Origin of the sequence: Acinetobacter sp. A1-4-2 (genome assembly GCF_040233925.1) — a bacterium.
Taxonomy (GTDB): domain Bacteria; phylum Pseudomonadota; class Gammaproteobacteria; order Pseudomonadales; family Moraxellaceae; genus Acinetobacter.
On record NZ_CP157981.1, the window covers coordinates 2,275,950 to 2,295,365 of the forward strand.

At 41.9% G+C, this 19,416-nt stretch carries 17 protein-coding genes; 8 read left to right on the forward strand and 9 right to left on the reverse strand.

The window, feature by feature from the left end; genetic code table 11:
• Window positions 1-15 precede the first annotated feature (15 nt).
• Window positions 16-684, reverse strand: a complete 669-nt coding sequence (locus ABJ384_RS11100; RefSeq protein WP_349927337.1) for a hypothetical protein — start codon at window positions 682-684, stop codon at window positions 16-18.
• Window positions 685-868: 184 nt separating this feature from the next.
• On the opposite strand from ABJ384_RS11100, the gene ABJ384_RS11105 reads away from it, so the two are divergent.
• The gene (locus ABJ384_RS11105; RefSeq protein ID WP_349927339.1) at window positions 869-3,763 is read left to right on the forward strand and encodes a valine--tRNA ligase; all 2,895 of its coding nucleotides are present in this window, start codon (window positions 869-871) and stop codon (window positions 3,761-3,763) included.
• A 42-nt stretch (window positions 3,764-3,805) separates the two neighbouring features.
• Here ABJ384_RS11105 and ABJ384_RS11110 read toward each other — a convergent pair whose 3' ends face one another.
• The 3 genes from ABJ384_RS11110 to ABJ384_RS11120 all read right to left on the reverse strand — a co-directional run bounded on the left by ABJ384_RS11110 (window position 3,806) and on the right by ABJ384_RS11120 (window position 6,351).
• A complete protein-coding gene (locus ABJ384_RS11110; protein WP_349927341.1) occupies window positions 3,806-4,525 on the reverse strand; it encodes a hypothetical protein in 720 nt (239 codons plus the stop codon).
• 242 nt (window positions 4,526-4,767) lie between these two features.
• A complete protein-coding gene (locus tag ABJ384_RS11115; protein ID WP_349927343.1) occupies window positions 4,768-5,139 on the reverse strand; it encodes an endonuclease domain-containing protein in 372 nt (123 codons plus the stop codon).
• A gap of 183 nt (window positions 5,140-5,322) precedes the next feature.
• A complete protein-coding gene (locus tag ABJ384_RS11120) occupies window positions 5,323-6,351 on the reverse strand; it encodes a molecular chaperone DnaJ (protein ID WP_349927345.1) in 1,029 nt (342 codons plus the stop codon).
• 257 nt (window positions 6,352-6,608) lie between these two features.
• On the opposite strand from ABJ384_RS11120, the gene ABJ384_RS11125 reads away from it, so the two are divergent.
• The 6 genes from ABJ384_RS11125 (at window position 6,609) to ABJ384_RS11150 (ending at window position 12,417) form a co-directional block, all read left to right on the forward strand.
• Window positions 6,609-7,286 carry a YetF domain-containing protein gene (locus tag ABJ384_RS11125; protein WP_349927348.1) on the forward strand — a complete coding sequence of 226 codons (678 nt, stop codon included), beginning with the start codon at window positions 6,609-6,611 and terminating at the stop codon, window positions 7,284-7,286.
• A gap of 320 nt (window positions 7,287-7,606) precedes the next feature.
• Complete coding sequence (locus ABJ384_RS11130) at window positions 7,607-8,554, forward strand: transporter substrate-binding domain-containing protein (protein ID WP_300047504.1); 948 nt, start codon at window positions 7,607-7,609, stop codon at window positions 8,552-8,554.
• Window positions 8,555-8,625: 71 nt separating this feature from the next.
• The gene (locus tag ABJ384_RS11135; protein ID WP_349927351.1) at window positions 8,626-9,369 is read left to right on the forward strand and encodes an amino acid ABC transporter permease; all 744 of its coding nucleotides are present in this window, start codon (window positions 8,626-8,628) and stop codon (window positions 9,367-9,369) included.
• On the forward strand, window positions 9,369-10,052 hold the full coding sequence (locus ABJ384_RS11140) for an ABC transporter permease subunit (RefSeq protein WP_349927353.1): 684 nt from the start codon (window positions 9,369-9,371) through the stop codon (window positions 10,050-10,052). The genes ABJ384_RS11135 and ABJ384_RS11140 overlap by 1 nt, the downstream gene beginning before the upstream one ends.
• A 14-nt stretch (window positions 10,053-10,066) precedes the next feature.
• Window positions 10,067-10,792 carry an amino acid ABC transporter ATP-binding protein gene (locus ABJ384_RS11145; protein WP_171263231.1) on the forward strand — a complete coding sequence of 242 codons (726 nt, stop codon included), beginning with the start codon at window positions 10,067-10,069 and terminating at the stop codon, window positions 10,790-10,792.
• 437 nt (window positions 10,793-11,229) lie between these two features.
• Window positions 11,230-12,417 (forward strand): ammonium transporter, encoded by a 1,188-nt coding sequence (locus tag ABJ384_RS11150; protein ID WP_349927355.1) that lies wholly within the window; start codon window positions 11,230-11,232, stop codon window positions 12,415-12,417.
• Window positions 12,418-12,803: 386 nt separating this feature from the next.
• Here ABJ384_RS11150 and ABJ384_RS11155 read toward each other — a convergent pair whose 3' ends face one another.
• Entirely contained in the window at window positions 12,804-13,490 is a 687-nt protein-coding gene (locus ABJ384_RS11155; RefSeq protein ID WP_349927357.1) for an HAD family hydrolase, read from the reverse strand.
• Between the two features lie 209 nt (window positions 13,491-13,699).
• Between ABJ384_RS11155 and ABJ384_RS11160 the strand changes: the two genes are divergently transcribed.
• Window positions 13,700-14,401, forward strand: coding sequence for a phosphatase PAP2 family protein (locus ABJ384_RS11160; protein WP_349927359.1), 702 nt, complete (start codon window positions 13,700-13,702; stop codon window positions 14,399-14,401).
• A gap of 48 nt (window positions 14,402-14,449) precedes the next feature.
• Here ABJ384_RS11160 and ABJ384_RS11165 read toward each other — a convergent pair whose 3' ends face one another.
• The 4 genes from ABJ384_RS11165 to ABJ384_RS11180 form a co-directional block, all read right to left on the reverse strand.
• On the reverse strand, window positions 14,450-15,760 hold the full coding sequence (locus tag ABJ384_RS11165) for an ATP-binding protein (RefSeq protein WP_349927361.1): 1,311 nt from the start codon (window positions 15,758-15,760) through the stop codon (window positions 14,450-14,452).
• A gap of 40 nt (window positions 15,761-15,800) precedes the next feature.
• Complete coding sequence (locus ABJ384_RS11170; protein ID WP_166170465.1) at window positions 15,801-16,478, reverse strand: response regulator transcription factor; 678 nt, start codon at window positions 16,476-16,478, stop codon at window positions 15,801-15,803.
• A 9-nt stretch (window positions 16,479-16,487) separates the two neighbouring features.
• On the reverse strand, window positions 16,488-18,155 hold the full coding sequence (locus ABJ384_RS11175) for a phosphoethanolamine--lipid A transferase (RefSeq protein WP_349927363.1): 1,668 nt from the start codon (window positions 18,153-18,155) through the stop codon (window positions 16,488-16,490).
• Window positions 18,156-18,282: 127 nt separating this feature from the next.
• A complete protein-coding gene (locus ABJ384_RS11180) occupies window positions 18,283-19,413 on the reverse strand; it encodes a porin (protein ID WP_349927365.1) in 1,131 nt (376 codons plus the stop codon).
• Between the last annotated feature and the right edge of the window lie 3 nt (window positions 19,414-19,416).

The window sequence follows — 19,416 nt, forward strand, 5'->3', positions numbered from 1 at the left end:
AGGTTTCAGAATTGTTTATCTGTCCGTTTTAGGCTCTGGGTTCAAAAACATCAGAAAATGATCAAGATAACGATGAGTATCTTGAGCATCATAATAAGTTCCAATTTTTTCCAAACGTTTATAGCCCATTTGCGTGGTCAAATGAATCACCCCATTCAGGGTTTTATCAACCACTAAATTGAATTTCAACATTTTTTTAGGTTCACGTAGCAAATAGGTCACACCTTGATCGACCATTTCGGTAAAAGCTTTCAAGGCAGGCGAAACATATTGGCTATTTCCACTCTTGACTTGTTCCACACAACCTAACAGTTCCACCACCAGCACATGATCAACCCGATAGGAAATATAGTATTGATCATTTTTTTCATGTGCCATTTCAATCAAATAATTAACCATTGGAGTGAGGCGGTCATTGCCAAAAAATGACACCGACCACGGCATATATTTACGTACCGTATCTAAAATCTGTTGCACCACTTTTTCAGATTCCCGGTCACTGGAGGTAGATAAACGGGCAATTTCACCAAACACCTGATCAACAATTTCACAGGAGATATCCGCCAGGACTTCACCCAGCGGTTTCGCCAAACTTTCGCTTTTGCCCTGATTGAGTTGCTGATGAATCTGCTGGAACCGTTGATGTGTTTCTGCTTTTAATTTTAAAGAAATCATATAATTCATGGTGATCATCTCCTTTTTAGTATTGTTCTACGATCATCTGCGCTGTTTTTATAATACTCTCATCATAGAACCGAATTGTGTATGTGCCAATCGCTTATTTTTGCATTTTCTTTAGCTGCCTCATCTGTCATTTTTTTTGCTACAATAACTGCAATTTTTTATTCACTTTTGATCTGTTTTCACTATGACTGATTCTACGCAAAATATTGCTACGACCTACGATCCTACCGAGATCGAGAAAAAATGGTACCAAACTTGGGAAGAGCGCGGTTACTTCAAACCGTCTGAAAAAGGCGAATCATTCTGTATCATGATTCCGCCACCAAACGTCACCGGTAGCTTGCACATGGGTCATGGTTTTAACAATGCCATCATGGATGCTCTGACTCGTTTTAACCGTATGTCAGGTAAAAATACCTTATGGCAACCGGGTACTGACCATGCAGGTATTGCAACGCAAATGGTGGTAGAGCGTCAGTTGGGTGCACAAGGTATCAGCCGTCATGACCTGGGCCGTGAAAAGTTCATCGAAAAAGTCTGGGAATGGAAAGAACAGTCTGGCGGTAACATTACCCGTCAAATCCGTCGCCTAGGTTCTTCGGTTGACTGGTCACGTGAACGCTTCACTATGGATGAAGGTCTTTCAAACGCAGTAAAAGAAGTGTTTGTAAAACTTCACGAAGAAGGCTTGATTTACCGCGGAAAGCGTTTGGTAAACTGGGATCCAAAATTACAAACCGCCCTGTCTGACCTGGAAGTTGAGTCTGATAAAGAAGAAGCAGGTTCATTGTGGCACTTCAAATATTTCTTTGAAGATAAATCCCTGCGTACTCACGATGGTAAAGATTACATCGTGGTGGCAACGACTCGTCCTGAAACGTTATTAGGCGATACAGCAGTTGCGGTGGCACTGGATGATGAACGCTATGCAGATTTGGTCGGTAAAAACATCATCCTGCCAATTACCGGTCGTGCGGTTCCTATTGTTAAAGATGAATATGTAGACAAAGAATTCGGTACAGGCTGTGTGAAAATCACCCCTGCGCATGACTTCAATGACTATGAAGTAGGTAAACGTTGCGAATTGCCAATCATTAACATCTTCAACAAAAATGCTGAAGTATTGGCTGAATTTGAATACATCGCGAAAGCGGGTGAGCAAATCTCTAAAACCATTCCTGCCCCTGCGGACTACATTGGTTTAGAACGTTTTGAAGCACGTAAAAAACTGGTTGAGCAAGCTGAAGCGGAAGGCTGGTTAGACCAGATTCAACCGTACACACTGAAACCACCTCGCGGTGACCGTTCAGGCGTGATCGTTGAGCCATTACTGACAGACCAATGGTATGTGAAGATTGCACCACTTGCGAAACCTGCCATTGAAGCGGTTCAAGATGGTCGCATCAAGTTCGTACCTGAACAGTACAGCAATATGTACATGGCTTGGATGAACAATATCCAAGACTGGTGTATTTCACGTCAATTGTGGTGGGGTCATCGTATCCCTGCTTGGTACGATGCTGAAGGTAACGTATTCGTTGGTCGTGATGAAGCTGAAGTTCGTGCGAAAAACAACATCCCTGCCGATGTTGAGTTAAACCAAGACGAAGATGTACTCGATACCTGGTTCTCTTCAGGTCTTTGGACATTCTCAACTTTAGGTTGGACTGGTGATGCCAAGAAAGATGCGGAAAACTATTTCTTAAATACGTTCCACCCGACTGATGTCTTAGTGACAGGTTTTGACATCATCTTCTTCTGGGTAGCCCGCATGATCATGATGACCATGCACTTCATGAAGAATGAAGATGGTACGCCACAAGTGCCGTTCAAAACTGTGTATGTACACGGTCTGGTACGTGATGGCGAAGGCCAGAAGATGTCTAAATCTAAGGGGAACGTGCTTGACCCATTAGATTTGATTGATGGTGTTGATCTAGAAACTCTAGTACAAAAACGTACAACTGGTTTGATGAACCCGAAACAGGCTTCGAAGATTGAAAAATCAACCCGTAAAGAATTCCCAGAAGGTATTCAGGCTTACGGTACAGATGCGGTTCGTTTCACATTCTGTGCGCTTGCAAACACCGGTCGTGACATCAAGTTCGACATGAAACGTGTTGAAGGTTACCGTAACTTTGCCAACAAAATCTGGAACGGTACGCGTTTCGTGATGATGAACGTTGAAGGTCAAACAGTGGGTCAAACTGCACGTCCTGATCTTTGGGAATTGCCTGAACAATGGATCGTAAGCCGTCTGCAAAAAGCGACTGCTGCGGTACAAACTGCATTTGCAACCTATCGTTTAGACTTGGCTGCACAAGCGATTTACGAATTCATCTGGAATGAATACTGTGACTGGTATGTCGAACTGACTAAGCCTGTACTCAACGATGAAAACGTCTCTGAAGAGCGTAAAGCTGAAGTTCGTCGTGTTCTTCTTTCGGTGATGGAAGCGTCTTTACGTCTTGCTCATCCGTTAATGCCTTACCTGACTGAAGAAATCTGGCAAACGCTTGCGCCTAAACTTGGCATCACTGGCGAAACCATCATGCTTGCGCAGTACCCTGTTGCTGACGAAGCGTTGATGAATGACCAAGCTGAAGCAGATATGCAATGGCTGCAAGGTTTGATTGGTGCGGTACGTAACATCCGTGGTGAAATGGGCTTAGGTAATGCGCGTTTGTTGCCTGTTCTTCTGCAAAATACCACTGAAGCTGAAAAAGCACAGATCACGCGTATTGAAGCGTTGTTTAAAGCATTGGCGAAAGTTGAAAGCATCACCTTCTTGGCGGATGGCGAACAACCACCATTGTCTTCATCTTCAGTAGTTGGTCACGTGTCTGTATACGTTCCAATGAAGGGCTTGATTGATCCGAAAGCGGAATTGGGTCGTCTACAAAAAGACTTGGACAAGGTGCAAAAGCAACATGACCAGATTGCAACTAAACTTTCTAACGAAGGTTTTGTGGCAAAAGCACCTGCTGCTGTGGTTGAAGGCGAGAAAGTAAAACTTGCTGAGTTTGCTGACCAGTTAGCGAAGATTAAAGCGAATATGGAGCAGATTGCGGCGCTTTAAGTTATTGTATTTTAAAATCTAATCTGTAATATAAAGGGCTGATTATTCAGCCCTTTTTCTATCATGAGAAAAATTTAAATTTTCAAATTTAACTACCTTAAATTCAGTTTTATCATTAGCTTTTTTTAAATTTACTAGAACCACATTTTCATTAAGATAAGTTAAAATCCTCCAATCTTGATTTTTTTCATAATTCTCAACTTTTACCAATCTACTTTTTGTTATATCTGAATCAATTTTAGCTTGATAACTGCCTACTGCAAAACAAGAAATAAACAAGCAAATTAGGACATTTATATCTTCTATTGAAAATTTATTATTAATTTCCTTAAAGATTAATGCGGTACAACTAAAAAAAGTCAATAAAATAAGCGTTCTAAAATCCTTAAAACTCTCATGTAGCAGAAAATATAATAATAAAATTAATGCAGGAATAGATGCCAATAGAATCCACAAGCTCGGAGAATTTTCTTTTATACATTCATAGTCGAAATATTTAAAAATTACATTTACTAAATATGCTAATAAAGTACCTACTAAAAAAATCACATACGCAATAAATAAACATAATAAAAAGTATATGAATAATTTAAATGTAGACATTATTAGTAAAGATATCGTTATATCCTTAATCAAAAATTCAACACCTAAAGCACTAAAATATGCATAGAGATTTGCCCCACCTAACATAACTAATAAAATTGTTATTAAAACCATTAATTCTGTTGGTTGAAGTTCCAAAATTTTCTTTTTAAAATCCAAAACGTATTACCACTTGTTTTATTTATTAAAGCTCAAAGATTAAATCATAATCATTTTTTAATAAACCCTCACCCCAGCCCTCTCCCATAGGGAGAGGGAGCATCATTTGATTTAATACCTGCGTGAATTTCACAATGGAGTTCCCTCTCCTTTTAGGAGAGGGTTAGGGAGAGGTGTTTTTAATTTCATTATTAATTCTTACCTCATCCCCCGCCTTCTCCTATAGTGAGAAGGAGCTTTCATTATCTACTCTCTTTCAATCCAGTACATACTTGCCATAAGTGTTCTAAAACCACATCCAACCTTCCCAACATATCATGATTCCAATACCTTAGAACCGTTAATCCCAAAGCCTCTAAAAACTTGGTACGTTCAGCATCATATTCAAGTGCATCATCTGTTCCATGCTGACCACCATCCAACTCAATCACCAAACCAATTTCATGGCAGTAAAAATCTACAATGTAAGGCTTAATCACATGCTGACGACGAAACTTAAGATTCATAAAACGCTTAGCACGAAGTATTTGCCACATTAAATTTTCAGCATCGGTGGCGGTGTGGCGCATGGATTTAGCAAAAATTAGAAGTTGAGGATCTAGTTTTTTATTCATGGGATTTTGTTTTTATTATTTTGCTTGAGGATAACAGATTTTTATAACCTCTCCCTAGCCCTCTCCTAAAAGGAGAGGGAACTTTCATTTTTGATTGGATGAAATTATAAAATCACATACAGCTCCTTCTCCCCTTGGGATGAGAAGCACGGCTTCGCAAGGGGGTGAGGGAAAACTAAAAAATCATAAAACCCCATTCCCCATCAACATCTCCAACCCTTTCAACTTCCTCATATACTTCAAGCGTTCTTTCTCTCCTTTCATCTGCTTTTTAAGCGCTGAAGTATCTGCATCCACCTGTTTATATAAATCGGTAATTTTGACCTTGCCAGTATGGGCTTTTTTATTCCAGCTCAACGATTGAATCATTTCTTCTATCTGGTCATGCAGTTTCTGGCTTTGCATATCTAAAGCCAGTTGATAAAACTTCATCTGCTCGGCACTTAAACCCTTTTGCGAAGCGCCACGATTCTGCTCAATCTGGATTTGCAGTTTCAATAAATAAAATAAATCCTGCGCTGCATAGGCTTCATTGGCCCGTTGCAATATTTCAGTCTTTTCTACTTTCTTGGCTTTATCCGGCTCACGGTCTGGGTGAATAGTCGCAGCAATTTTTAAGTACACTGTTTTTAAAGACTGCTTAGCCATCTTTGCAGCCTGTTCGAGTTTTTCCTGCTGGCGTTTAAGCTTGGCTTGCTCACGAGCCTGACTGTATTGTTCAGCATCCCATTCTTCAAAATCATCAGATACTATTTGATCCGAATCATTTTCTTCATCAAAAAATAATTCTATACCCTCTGCGCTTTGCTTTTTATTTTTTTTGGCTTGAGTGTATTCCATATGCTGTTGATAGTAATTGTAAATCTCATCAACAATCTGGGCGTGCTGCTCTGATAAAGATTGAGAGTCTTTTAAATAAGCTGCAAGAGACTGGGTTTTGGCATCCAGCTGCGTCAGCGCTGCCTTGGAAAATTCTGCTTCATGCAAATGCGTCCATAACTGTTCCAGTTGCTGGAACAGTACAGCATGTAGCTCATGATAAACCGGCATCAAAGTCTGACGTGTATATTGCTGAATCTGTTCCTGAGCCTGCTGCCACTGCTTCAGTTCAAACTGCTGCTGTTCAATTTTATCAATCAGACGGTTCAGCTTTCTCTGCTGCGGTGAAAGCTCGGCATCGGGTTGAACCATGGTTTTTAAATCGAAAGACATAAGGCAGAAAAATGCAAAAGAAAAATTATACCTGATTTATAGGAAAGTATTTTTGGCTCATTTCGGTAAAACCCAAGCCCTGCAAAATACTGGATAAGCAAGCCTTAGCATTACATGGTTTCAGATCAGGTAATTTTTGAATTAACTAAGTGACTCAAATAATTGCAGTTCTTTACCGAACTATAAAGATACCTACTGCTCTACTCATGCATAGTATAAAAAGAATGATGAATAAAGCATAAAAAGGAACTGCACACATGGATTGGGCCAGTATTTTCATCCACGACACCAACTGGGAATTTGCCGCTGAAATTGTAGTGCGCTGTGTGTGTATGTTTATCATGATTATTCTGTTTTTACGCCTCACCGGGAAACGCGGAGTCCGCCAGCTTTCGGTGTTTGAACTGGCCATTATCTTGTCCCTCGGCTCGATTGCCGGCGACCCAATGTTTACCAAAGACCTGCCCTTAATTCAGGCCCTGCTGATCATGAGCGTGATCATCATGCTGTACCGCCTGACCACCTGGCTGATGATGAAATACCAACCTTTTGAAGATCTACTGGAAGGCAAGTCGCTGTACATTGTAGAAGATGGTGTATTGGTGCTGGAGAAAATCAAGCTCGGCAAAATGTCGCACGATGAATTCTTTGCAGAAATGCGCCAGCAAGGCATTGAACATCTGGGTCAGGTGCGTGCCGGGCTGCTCGAAAGCGATGGTAAATTTAGTATCCTGCTTTTTCACCCTGAAGATATCCGTTATGGATTACCACTGTTCCCCAAGCAATATCAGCAAGTTACCCAGATAGAACCCAACACTTATTATGCCTGCATGTACTGTGGCCATGTCGATCATCCTGACCAGCCCGAGCAGTCCTGCCCACGCTGTGGCTGTTGCCGCTGGGCCAAGGCCATAAAGGAACAGATGCTCAGATAAGCTGGCAGTAGCTCAACTGGTTTTTGGCTTTAATTCAAGTTTATCGGCTAAAAGCTGAGTCGACGCAGTAATAATCATATTTTAAATGGCATAGTTCCTGCAGCAGTTAGCATTGCATCTGATGCAGTCTTGTTTCAAAAACTGATTGTTTGATAATCATTTATCGGTAACAAAATGGTAAAAAAACTTGCTTGAGCAAGCATTGAAAACTCGCTTAAGATGAAATCTGATCTATTTATGTACAGCACAGAAAATACCTTTTACATAACAAAACTGATGGCCTTGGCTGATGATAATGAAATAAAAATGGAGTTTTATACATGACACATAAACGCAGTATCACCTCCCTACTTTGTGCAAGTGCTCTTATGCTTGGGCTAAGTGCTTGTAGTGACAATAAGGCTCCCGCATCGGGTGAAAAAACCGCTGGAACTGGGGATGCCAGCGCATCCGGTACGCTGGATAAGATTAAAAAATCTGGCACCATTGTTCTGGGCTATCGTGACTCCTCTATTCCCTTTTCTTATATTGCCGACAATCCCAATCAACCGGTCGGTTATGCCCATGATTTACAGCTAAAAGTTGTAGAGGCTGTGAAGAAAAAGCTGAATATGCCGGATTTAAAAATTCGTTATAACCTGGTGACCAGCCAAAACCGGATTCCACTGGTCTCAAACGGTACAGTCGATCTGGAATGTGGCTCGACCACCAACAACAAGGAACGTCAGCAACAGGTTGATTTCTCGGTCGGTTTCTTTGAAGTCGGCTCTCGTCTGCTCACAGCCAAAGATTCTGGAGTGAAAGATTTTGCCGACCTGAAAGGTAAAAAACTGGTCACTACGGCGGGGACGACATCGGAACGTTATATCCGTCAGCATCAACAGGAATTGGGTATCGGCGAAATCATTTCGGCCAAAGACCATGCCGAATCTTTCCTCATGCTGCAAAACGGTCGTGCTGCGGCCTTTATGATGGATGATATCTTGCTTGCTGGTGAAAAATCCAAGGCCGCCGATCCCAACAAATGGGTGATTGTGGGTACAGCACCCATTCATGAAATTTATGGCTGCATGCTGCGTAAAGGTGATACTGGCTTTAAACAGGTGGTTGATGATGCCATTAAAGCCACCTATAGCTCCGGTGAAATCAACAAGATGTATCAGAAATGGTTCCAGCAGCCCATTCCACCGAAAAATATCAACCTGAACTTCCAGATGTCTGATCAGTTAAAAGCGTTAATCAGTAATCCACATGATCGTGACCAATAAACATTAGAACAACAACTTAATATGTCAGGCAGAAAAAGGACTTTTTTGCCTGACCCGACTCAGGAGTTACTATGAATTATAGTTGGAACTGGGGAGTTTTATTACAGTCCACCGGGGTGGGCGACTCGACCTATCTGAACTGGATTGTGACCGGTCTGGGCTGGCTGCTGGTGATTGCCATAGTGGCCTGGAGCATTGCCATGGTGTTGGGCAGCATACTAGGCATCATGCGCACCTTACCCAGCAAAACCGCACGGGGCATTGGCACGGCGTATGTGACCATCTTTCGTAATGTCCCCTTATTAATTCAATTGTTTATCTGGTTCTATGTGGTTCCCAACTTTTTACCCCCACCCATCAAATCATGGTGGATGAATGATCTGGGCGCCAATACTACGGCACTCATTTCCGCCAGTGTCGGTTTGGGGCTATTTACCGCAGCACGAGTCTGTGAACAGCTGCGTACTGGAATTGAAGCCTTACCGGTCGGTCAGGTCAATGCCGGTTATGCCATGGGTTTTAGCACTGCTCAGCTATACCGTTATGTGATTTTACCGCAATCATTCCGGATGATTTTACCGCCACTGAGTTCCGAACTGACCAACTGTGTCAAAAATACCTCAGTAGCCTCACTGGTCGGTGTGGCAGAAATTATTTCCCAGATGAAAACCATCAGTGAATATACCCAGAACACTATCGAAATTTATACCTTTGTGACCATCATCTTTATTGTGATTAACTTCTGTTTAATTCAGGCAATGAATATGCTGGAAAAACGCTTACGTGTTCCCGGTCTGATTGCAGGAGATAAATAATGGAATGGCTCACTGCATTTTTAAATGATTTACAGCTATCAGCTCCTGCCTTGTGGCATGGTCTGAGCATTACTTTAAAAGTGGTGTTCAGTGCCACCATTGGCGGAATTTTGATTGGTACCCTGCTGGCCTTGATGCGCTTATCGTCATTTAAGGTCCTGAATTTATTTGCGCAAGCTTATGTCAATCTGTTCCGCTCTATCCCCTTACTGCTGGTACTGATGTGGTTCTATTTTGCTGTGCCGTTCATCTACACGGCGATCACAGGCAATTACCTGACCATTGATACCGCACTGGTATCAAGTATTGTGGCGTTCATGCTGTTTGAAGCGGCTTACTTTTCGGAAATTGTCCGGGCCGGCATCCAGTCCATTCCCAAGGGCCAAACTGCGGCCGCCTATGCACTCGGCATGAGTTACAGCCAGTCGATGCGGCTGATTATTCTGCCGCAGGCGTTCCGTAAAATGACCCCGCTGCTGTTACAACAGACCATTATCTTGTTTCAGGATTCCACCATGGTTTATGCCATTGGTTTGCTGGACTTTTTCCGGACTAACTATGTCCGTGGCGACCTGATGTCGCTCTTGACCCAATATATTTTATTTGCAGGTTTGGTGTACTTCACTGTGAGTATGATCGCGACCTATGCCGTTAAAAAATTACAAAGGAAGTTAACTGTATGACTGATGGTAAAGTGATGATTGATCTGCAAAATGTCAGTAAATGGTACAAAGATTTTCAGGTACTGACCGACTGCACCACCCAGATTCACCAAGGGGAAGTGGTGGTGGTCTGTGGCCCTTCCGGTTCTGGTAAATCGACCCTGATTAAAACTGTGAATGGTCTGGAACCCTTTCAGCAAGGCAATATTATTGTGGATGGTATTTCCATCAAGGACCCCAAAACCGACCTGACCAAACTGCGCAGCCGTGTGGGTATGGTGTTTCAGCATTTTGAACTGTTCCCACATTTAAGCATTACCGAAAATTTGACCATTGCCCAAATTAAAGTACTGGGTCGTTCTGAAGCTGAAGCCAAGAAAAAAGGCCTGGCCTATCTGGAGCGGGTCGGACTCAGCGCTCACGCCAACAAGTTCCCGGCACAGCTTTCAGGAGGACAGCAGCAACGTGTGGCGATTGCCCGTGCCTTAAGCATGGACCCGATTGCGATGCTGTTTGATGAACCGACTTCAGCACTCGATCCGGAAATGATCAATGAAGTGCTGGACGTGATGGTCGAACTGGCCAAAGAAGGCATGACCATGATGTGTGTGACCCATGAAATGGGCTTCGCCCGCCAGGTGGCAAACCGGGTGATTTTTATGGATCAGGGAAAAATTGTGGAAGACTGCAGCAAAGATGAATTCTTTAATACCCAACGTGGTGAACGTGCACAGCAGTTCCTAAATAAAATTTTGCACTAAAAGAGTGAGTACTTTAACCAAGTCCAGAGTCTGTGGCTTGGTTTTTTATGCTCAATTTCTAAAACTGAACCAAATTAGAATCTCTTTAAATATATTTTTCATTTTTTCTTTATGCTGAGCAAGAAACCCATTGAAGTTTTTATTGGGCTAAACTTGCTACTATTCAGTGCTATAAAAAGCATATAAAATCCACTTCTTTAAAAAAGTTAAATTTTATTCAATTTTCATATATTTATTTATAATTTAAATTAAACAATATTGCACCATAATAACGCAAATCATTCATACTTCAGCAAGTGATTGCTTTATATCGAGTCTTGGGGTCTTTTTCTCAGCCTTAATCAAAATTTCCCCATTTCGACCATCTTCACGAAAATAATCTCATGGTTATACTGATCTTCTTTTTGTGATTTTAAGCACTAAAATGGAGCCATAAAATGCAAAATACAGATTTACTCTTTCTCCTTCTTGGTGCAGTTTTAGTTTTAGCCATGCATGCAGGTTTTGCATTCCTGGAACTGGGCACAGTACGACATAAAAATCAGGTCAATGCCCTGAGTAAAATTTTGACAGATTTCTCCATTTCTGCTATCGCCTACTTTTTTGTCGGCTACTATATTGCTTATGGACAACACTTTTTTCATATCGGTACAACCTTAGCCGCAGATCATGGCTACAACCTGATGCGCTGTTTCTTTCTGCTGACCTTTGCTGCCGCCATTCCTGCCATTATTTCTGGTGGTATTGCAGAACGGGCCAAAATGCGTTCTCAAGCAATTGCCACATTATTATTGGTGGCACTGGTTTACCCGTTCTTTGAAGGTATTGCCTGGAATGGCAATTTAGGATTACAAGGCTGGTTAGTAAAAACTTTTGGTGCAGCTTTCCATGATTTTGCCGGTTCAGTCGTGGTGCATGCTATGGGTGGCTGGATTGCACTCGCAGCGGTCATTTTACTGGGCGCACGTCATGGCCGTTATAAAAAAGATGGTCGTGTCAGTGCACATCCCCCTTCTTCCATTCCATTTCTGGCACTTGGTTCATGGATTCTAATTGTCGGCTGGTTTGGTTTTAACGTGATGAGTGCACAACGTCTGGATGCCATTTCTGGACTGGTTGCCATTAACTCACTAATGGCGATGGTTGGTGGTACTATTGCGGCCAACTTCATCGGCAAAAATGACCCGGGCTTCCTGCACAACGGTCCTTTGGCTGGTCTGGTTGCCATCTGTGCAGGTTCCGATGTAGTTCACCCCGTAGGTGCATTAATCATTGGCATGGTGGCTGGGGTCATTTTTGTCAAACTGTTCACTTACACCCAAAACAAACTTAAAGTGGATGATGTACTCGGTGTTTGGCCATTACACGGCGTATGCGGCAGCTTTGGCGGTTTAGCCGTAGGAATTTTCGGACAGCAATGGCTCGGCGGTTTGGGCGGTGTTTCAATCCTCTCTCAACTGATTGGTACTTTACTGGCCATCTCGATTGCACTCACTGGTGGCTTTGTAGTTTACGGCGTACTTAAAGTGGTTATGGGCATTCGTTTATCACAAGAAGATGAATTCCGTGGTGCCGATTTGTCTATTCATAAAATTTCAGCCAATTCGGAAGAAACCATTTTTTAAAGCTGATGGTTTAAGCTGAACGTTTAAAATCAATCATGATTTTCAGAGCGACTCAAAAGAGTCGCTTTTTATTTCTTAGATTTAACTATCTTAAACAGTTTTTCCTTATTGAATAGACTTCTTTCATAAATCATTTTCAATGACTACAAATTGTTCGTAATGCAAAGTTAAAATAGATTTTAGTAGGTATTTGATTCATGAATGTGGCATGGATGCCACAACGTTTCTCATCACAACAAGGATGTCGTGTATGGGAAACAAAAGGTTTTTGGCTACTTTTGACCTTTCAAAAGTAGCGACATTGCCTACGCAGAGGTATCAAAATGAAATCACTTAAATATGAGGCCGTGGTAATTTAGAAAATCTAATTTTAAATATCATCAACATCATAAAAACTGCTTAATTTCAGCCAGAGATTGAATGCGATTTATGGGCTGAGGTTGTTTAGCTTCATGAAATCCTTGTAGCCATAGCGCCTGCATACCGGCATCGATTGCCCCTTGTACATCATTGACTGGATGATCACCGACAAAAAGGCAGTTCTCTGGCGCAACAGCTAACTTTTGACTGGTATAGAGAAAAATTTCCGGATTCGGTTTACTGATGCCGACCAGTTCAGAACTGACGATTTCATCAAAATAATGACTAAAACCCAAACCCTGTAAAATGGTGAGTCGGGTCGCATGTCCACCATTTGAAATGACCGCCAGCTGATAACCGTCCTGTTTTAATTCGGTTAAGAGCTGACTGGCACCCTGCATGGCTACTGCGGATAAGCCAAATTGTTGAAACCAGAATTGGGTAAGTTCATCCAAATGTGGCATGCTTTTCCAGGTTAATTCCTGCTGCAAGGCATAAGCTACAGATGCAGCAATGCTGGGATGGGTAAGCAACTCTTTTTTCGGGTAGCCACCATTATCAATGCGACGGATAATCGCCTGAATTTTCCCAATTGCATCATGTGGTAACTGATGTTGATAGACTTGTACCAGATATTGACTATACGCCAGAATACTTCGATCACGATGGGTTAAGGTATTATCCAGGTCGAATAGAACAGCACGAATCGTCATTTGAATACCTATAGCAATCTTGCCGTTAATGTAGCATTAAAGCTTTATCCGGTTATGCTCTTTCCTGGATATGCTTATCAGCATTTAACACAACATCATACTTAACACGATACTTTTACGGCGATTTTCCCCACCGATTCAAGCTCGCTTAAGTCTGGATTAAGTTTTTATTGCTGTAATCGCAGCACTAAAATCAATTGATCTTTACTATGCACGATAAGCAACGCTTCATGCTCTATCAGGGCTGTTTTCTCATTATCAGTTTTTGCCTGCTTTTAGTTTGTTTCCCGATTGGGGGGGCACTGGATCTGGCACTGATTCATCCTTGGGTCAGTGAATCCGGGAAATTCCTGTTACGTGACAATTGGTATTTAGCTGAACTGAACCATCGTTATGTCAAAAATCTGATTATTGCGGTATATGCCAGCTTTTTTTTGATCTGGCTGGCATCGTTCAAGTTTGAAAAAATTAAAGCTTTACGCTGGACCTATGGTTATTTCTTTGGGCTGATCCTCCTTTCCACCTCGATTATTGGCTTGTTGAAATCACAGTCTGCCCATGCCTGCCCCTGGAATATCACCATTCCGACACATCAAGGTTTTTTCTGGGATTTTTCCGCAACTAAAGGACACTGTTTCCCTGGCGGACATGCTTCTACCGGCTTTGCACTGATGGCCGGATTTTTTGTATTTAGGCTTTCCGATAAAAAGCGTGCCTATTTTTTTCTGGTCTCGGGCCTTATTTTAGGTTTCGCGATGGGCTGGGCGCAAATGATGCGTGGAGCACATTTTCTCAGTCATAACTTATGGACCGCATGGATTATCTGGCTCGTCAACGTGAGTTTTTATCTACTCAATTATAAAAGATTTGCACCAAGCCAAAGCATGGATAAAACAGCCGAGACAGTTTAACTGCTCATACCTATCTGCTAGAACCCATCATCTAAGAGAAGTGATCGGCTAGAGTGGCAATTGCACATTGACCTGCAATCCACCTAAGCTGGCACTCTTGGAAAAAGAAATCTTGCCGCCGAGCCTTTCTGTGGCTTTATCTACAATAGATAGTCCCAAACCACTGCCTATTTCCAGATGATGATGGATACGATAAAAGCGCTTAAGAATTTTTTCATACAGTTCGGGGGAAATTCCAGGTCCACTATCTTCGACCTGAATCATGGCAAAACCTGCCTGTTCAAATACAGACACATTAATCACTCCCTGATTGGGCGTGTATTTAATCGCGTTATCAATCAGGTTATAAATAATGGAATGTACTGCAGATTCCTGACAATACAGCACTACATCTTCCTGACGTTCCATACCCAAGTCAATTTCTTTCTGCATGGCCAGATGAACGAGCTGTTCTACACAATTCACCGCAACCTGATTCAGTAAAAACTGCTGTTTGGTTTCGACCTCCAGAATTGAAGCATCCTGTTTTGCCAGACTGAGCAACTGGCTAACCAAATGCTGAATCCGGATTAATCCTTTGCTTAAATTCTGTAGTTCCTGAGCATCGGGAAACTGTTTTAACAGGATCTGCATCTGTAAATTCAATGCAGTGATGGGGGTGCGAAGCTCATGTGCTGCATCGGCAATAAACTGCCGCTGCTCCTGCTGTGCAGAGGAAATCCGCTCAAACAAATGATTCATTTCGGTAATGGTCGGCACAATTTCAAGCGGATAATTATTTGATTGAATGGCACTTAATTCCTCCGAATCACGTTGAGCCAATTCCGCTTTAAAATCATCCAAAGGCTGCAAGCTGCGGCTAATAATCCAGCTCAGTCCCCAAATCACAAAAGGCATAAACAGTAAATAAGGAATAAACATACTGCCGGCAAGTTCCAGGGCTAGATGCTGCCGTGTCGATTGTTGCTGGCTCACCTGAATCTGATAATGTTCTAAAGGCAGGATGTAAGTATGCCAAACCCCTTGTGCGGTTTTATGGGTATAAAATCCTGCTTTTTTCACAGGATGAACCAATAAATTCATGGCATGGCTTTTATGTTCTTCATTTGCATAAGACCAGACATCGACAAACAGGTCTTCTTCGTGATAATGCCTGGCTTGATCAAACTTGCTTTGCACCGGTTCAGGATCATGCTGCGCGACGCGTTCTGCCAGATTCTGCATCTGGGCATCTAACACTTCATTAATTTCTTGCAGGGCAATACGGTAAGCAGAAAAAATCAGCAAGCAGCCCAAGGCAATACTAAAAACAGAAACATAAATAATCAGGCGTTTTTTTAATGAATACTGTGACTGCACCAGTGGCTGACCTTCTAGCTGATTTTATCGTTGTCTGAATTTATAATTGTCCCAGTCGATAACCTAAACCACGAATGGTGCAAATAAAATCTTTGCCGAGTTTGGCGCGTAAGTGATGCACATACACTTCAATGGTATTGCTGCTTACTTCGCTATCCAGATCATACAATTTATCTTCTAAATTGGCTTTAGAAAATATCTTGTTTGGATGACTCACCAAGGGAATCAAAATCGCCCATTCACGATTGGACAGGTCAATATATTGCCCCTTAAACTTGGCAATATGCTGTTCAACATCCAGCGTGAGTTCGCCATAACTTAAAATTTGCGGGCTGTCCTGAAGCGCAGATTCTACCCCGCTACGACGTAATAGAGCATGGATGCGGGCCAACAGTTCATCAAATTCATAGGGTTTGACCAGATAGTCATCTGCCCCACTGTTCAATCCATCCACCCGGTTTTGCAGTTGATCCCGTGCTGAAATAATCAGCACAGGTAAAGCAGGCCACTGCTGGCGAATCTGTTTCAATACCTGCATCCCGTCCATCATCGGCAAGCCTAGATCGAGTAGGACGATATCAAACTTTTCCTGTATGAGTTTCTTTAAACCGTCAATGCCATTATTGACCCATTCCACATCAAATTGCTGATATTTCAGCAAAGTGATGCTGGATTCAGCAATCATGAAATCATCTTCAATGATCAATATTTTAGCCATATTTTAAACTCATACTTTCTGTTTTGACTGACAGTTCTGCAACATATTGTTTTGTTCATCAATGGTTTGGGTTTTGACATCCAGCAAACTTAACAGACTTGGGAACAGATTATCCTGACTTAATTGTTTGCTTTTTTGCTGGGCTAAGCAAGTGATTTGGGCAGAATTTTGTGCAGTCCATTCAGGAGAAAACCACATCAACATTGGAACATGAGTTTGTTGGCTAGGCGCAATCGCATAAGGTGAGCCATGTAAATATAAACCATGTTCTCCTGTCGATTCACCATGATCAGACAGATACCAGAATCCGGTTTGATAAGCGCTGTTGCCTTTTAACACCTGAATGAGTGAACTTAAAACATGGTCAGTATATACAATTGAATTATCATAACTATTCAACAATTCTGTACGGCTGCAACCTTGAATTGCATTGCTATCGCAACTTGGTTTAAAAGGCTGGAAGGGTGCTTTGGAACGCTGATAATAAGCAGGTCCGTGACTACCCATCTGATGTAATACAATTAAACGTGGAGTCTTGTCGGTTTCAGGAATTGTAGCCAGATAAGTTTTTAAGCTATCCACCAAAATTTCATCATAGCAGTCGCCATTTTTGGCACACCATTTATCTTTGAGCTGTTGCGGAATCTGATACTGTTCAACCCGGTTACAGGCACCTTTACAACCCGAGTTATTATCCATCCAGGTCACTTTATAACCTGCACGCTGTGCAATATCGAGTAATCCTTCACGGTGACTGGCCAGCTGTTCGTCATAATCTTTTCGAGGCATGCCGGAGAACATGCAGGGTACGGATACAGCGGTTGCAGTACCACATGAACTCACCTGACTAAAATTGATAATGTCCAGTTTAGAGAGTTCAGGATTGGTATTTTTGGCATAGCCATTCAATGAAAAACTTTCTGCACGGGCTGTTTCACCCACGACCAACACCATAAGCTTAGGTTTAGCCTGCTTATTGACTGGCTGAAGCAAATGAGCATCTTCACCATAATGAACTAAAGGTAAATTCTGCTTAGGTGCAGATTTACGGTAATACGATAAGGTCGATGCGATGGCATTTTGTGGAGAAATCATGCCTTTCAAATCACGATGTTCCCGGAAAATCGCAGCATAATCTACATAAAAGGTAAACAGCAAGGCGCCAACCAATAACAATGAAGCGATACTGCTTAACATTTTTTTGCCAAGTTTAGGTAAAAAAGCTTCAGGCTTAATCCGAACGAGCGCCACAAGAATGAGTGGTAAAATGACAAATACCAGCGTCCAAAGCCCAAAGCGTAAGGACATCAATCCGCGGACTTCACGGGCATCGGTTTGCATCATATTCTGAACTTGTTCAGGTGAAATCACCACGCCCAAACTATTGACAAAATAGGCCGTAAAGCCCCCTATCACTAAAAAAATTGAAGCCAGTATTTTTGCATTCCAGCGCCATTGCAGCAGCTGAAAAATCAGGTTATAGGCCGCCACGATCACCAATACGGTCGCGATTAAAAATAAATAGGCTTTGCTGCCCTGATAAGGGGTCAAACTTTGTATTTTTTGAAAAAAGGCAAAATTCAGCACCAAGCCCAACCATATTGCCAGCAATAAATTAAACAGGCTTAACGAAATGGGCTTTATTTTATCACGTATAGGACTGATGATATTTGACATGACTGTTGGTTAATCTTTCTACTGTTGTCTTAATGTAGAATACCAAACTTAAAATTCACTTAATATAAGAAACAGTAATAAAAAAGGCGATGTAAAACATCGCCTTTTAGAAAAAACAATGGACAGATTAGAACTTATATTCTAATCCTGTACCGACTACAGGTTGTTTAGTTTCATTCGAACCTTGTTCAAGAGTCAGATAACCGGCATAACCATACGCTTTCACCTGTTTATTAAATGCATAATCTGCACCAGCAAAGATTTGTTTTGCTTCATAGTCAGGAGCATTATTAGTAAATGTAGTTGTGTTTTGGCTATATTGTGCTTTTACAGTCCAGGCCTTGGCTGTTAGGAAATTATATTCTGCACCCACTAACCAGCCTTGAGCATCATCAATAAATTCTGAACCAGTAGCATTACCTTTTGCAGTTTCAACTTCTGAAGTTTGATAAAGTGCTTTTAATGCCAAACCCCTATCTAGGTTTACACGGCCAATGGCTCGAATTGTATTTGCAGCTGCAAATAATGATGTTAATTTTCCATCTTTATCAACTGCTGGTAAAACCTCTGGAGAGCTAGCATTTGAAAAGCCAGAACCTAAGAAAGACGATGGAATGGCTTTATCATACGCAATACCAGCCACAACCACCGGGCTGTCATAGACTACAGATGCAGACCATGCGTCGCCTAAACCACGCCCCGCAGTTTTAGAAGAGCCATTACCTTTTGCAATGCCTGAATCTTCACCAGAGGCCAACAACGCATTCACTTTAATGGCACCTGTAGGCAATTTAATTGCCGGAGATTCATAAATGACTGCATTCGATATACGGGCTTCACTAGTGAAAATACCGTTTACATCTGCTTTGTTAGCAACGTAGTTGTTAAAGCTATCAACTGGACTTGAGAGTTGCTTCAATGGCGTGTCATGTGCACCCACTTTTAAAGTACCGAGCTGAGCATCTTTTAAACCGACAAAACGGTTACGCGTAGTCCAGTCTGTACTATCACCATCTGCGCTGAGACCCCATTCAATTGCATAAACTGCGTTTAGACGATCGTTCAGTTTTTCTTCACCCTTTAAACCAATGAAAGAGCTATTAGAACTGACTTCTACTACATCTTTATCCGAAGTATTGGCATTGTCTTCTGGCAAGTAATCGATACTTGCATCAATTTCCCCATAAAGAGTTAGTGCTGCAAAAGTTGGTGCTGCCAGTAGGCTTAATGCAATCGCTGCTGCTAATTTGGTTTTCATCTA

What these genes read in the sequence shown, in the direction of transcription:
- ABJ384_RS11150 (WP_349927355.1), top strand. Translation starts at nt 11,230, where the DNA reads ATGCAAAATACAGATTTACTCTTTCTCCTTCTTGGTGCAGTTTTAGTT.
- ABJ384_RS11130 (WP_300047504.1), top strand. Translation starts at nt 7,607, where the DNA reads ATGACACATAAACGCAGTATCACCTCCCTACTTTGTGCAAGTGCTCTT.
- ABJ384_RS11145 (WP_171263231.1), top strand. Translation starts at nt 10,067, where the DNA reads ATGATTGATCTGCAAAATGTCAGTAAATGGTACAAAGATTTTCAGGTA.
- ABJ384_RS11180 (WP_349927365.1), bottom strand. Translation starts at nt 19,413, where the DNA reads ATGAAAACCAAATTAGCAGCAGCGATTGCATTAAGCCTACTGGCAGCA.
- ABJ384_RS11175 (WP_349927363.1), bottom strand. Translation starts at nt 18,155, where the DNA reads ATGTCAAATATCATCAGTCCTATACGTGATAAAATAAAGCCCATTTCG.
- ABJ384_RS11125 (WP_349927348.1), top strand. Translation starts at nt 6,609, where the DNA reads ATGGATTGGGCCAGTATTTTCATCCACGACACCAACTGGGAATTTGCC.
- ABJ384_RS11105 (WP_349927339.1), top strand. Translation starts at nt 869, where the DNA reads ATGACTGATTCTACGCAAAATATTGCTACGACCTACGATCCTACCGAG.
- ABJ384_RS11160 (WP_349927359.1), top strand. Translation starts at nt 13,700, where the DNA reads ATGCACGATAAGCAACGCTTCATGCTCTATCAGGGCTGTTTTCTCATT.
- ABJ384_RS11100 (WP_349927337.1), bottom strand. Translation starts at nt 684, where the DNA reads ATGAATTATATGATTTCTTTAAAATTAAAAGCAGAAACACATCAACGG.
- ABJ384_RS11120 (WP_349927345.1), bottom strand. Translation starts at nt 6,351, where the DNA reads ATGTCTTTCGATTTAAAAACCATGGTTCAACCCGATGCCGAGCTTTCA.
- ABJ384_RS11135 (WP_349927351.1), top strand. Translation starts at nt 8,626, where the DNA reads ATGAATTATAGTTGGAACTGGGGAGTTTTATTACAGTCCACCGGGGTG.
- ABJ384_RS11115 (WP_349927343.1), bottom strand. Translation starts at nt 5,139, where the DNA reads ATGAATAAAAAACTAGATCCTCAACTTCTAATTTTTGCTAAATCCATG.
- ABJ384_RS11170 (WP_166170465.1), bottom strand. Translation starts at nt 16,478, where the DNA reads ATGGCTAAAATATTGATCATTGAAGATGATTTCATGATTGCTGAATCC.
- ABJ384_RS11140 (WP_349927353.1), top strand. Translation starts at nt 9,369, where the DNA reads ATGGAATGGCTCACTGCATTTTTAAATGATTTACAGCTATCAGCTCCT.
- ABJ384_RS11155 (WP_349927357.1), bottom strand. Translation starts at nt 13,490, where the DNA reads ATGACGATTCGTGCTGTTCTATTCGACCTGGATAATACCTTAACCCAT.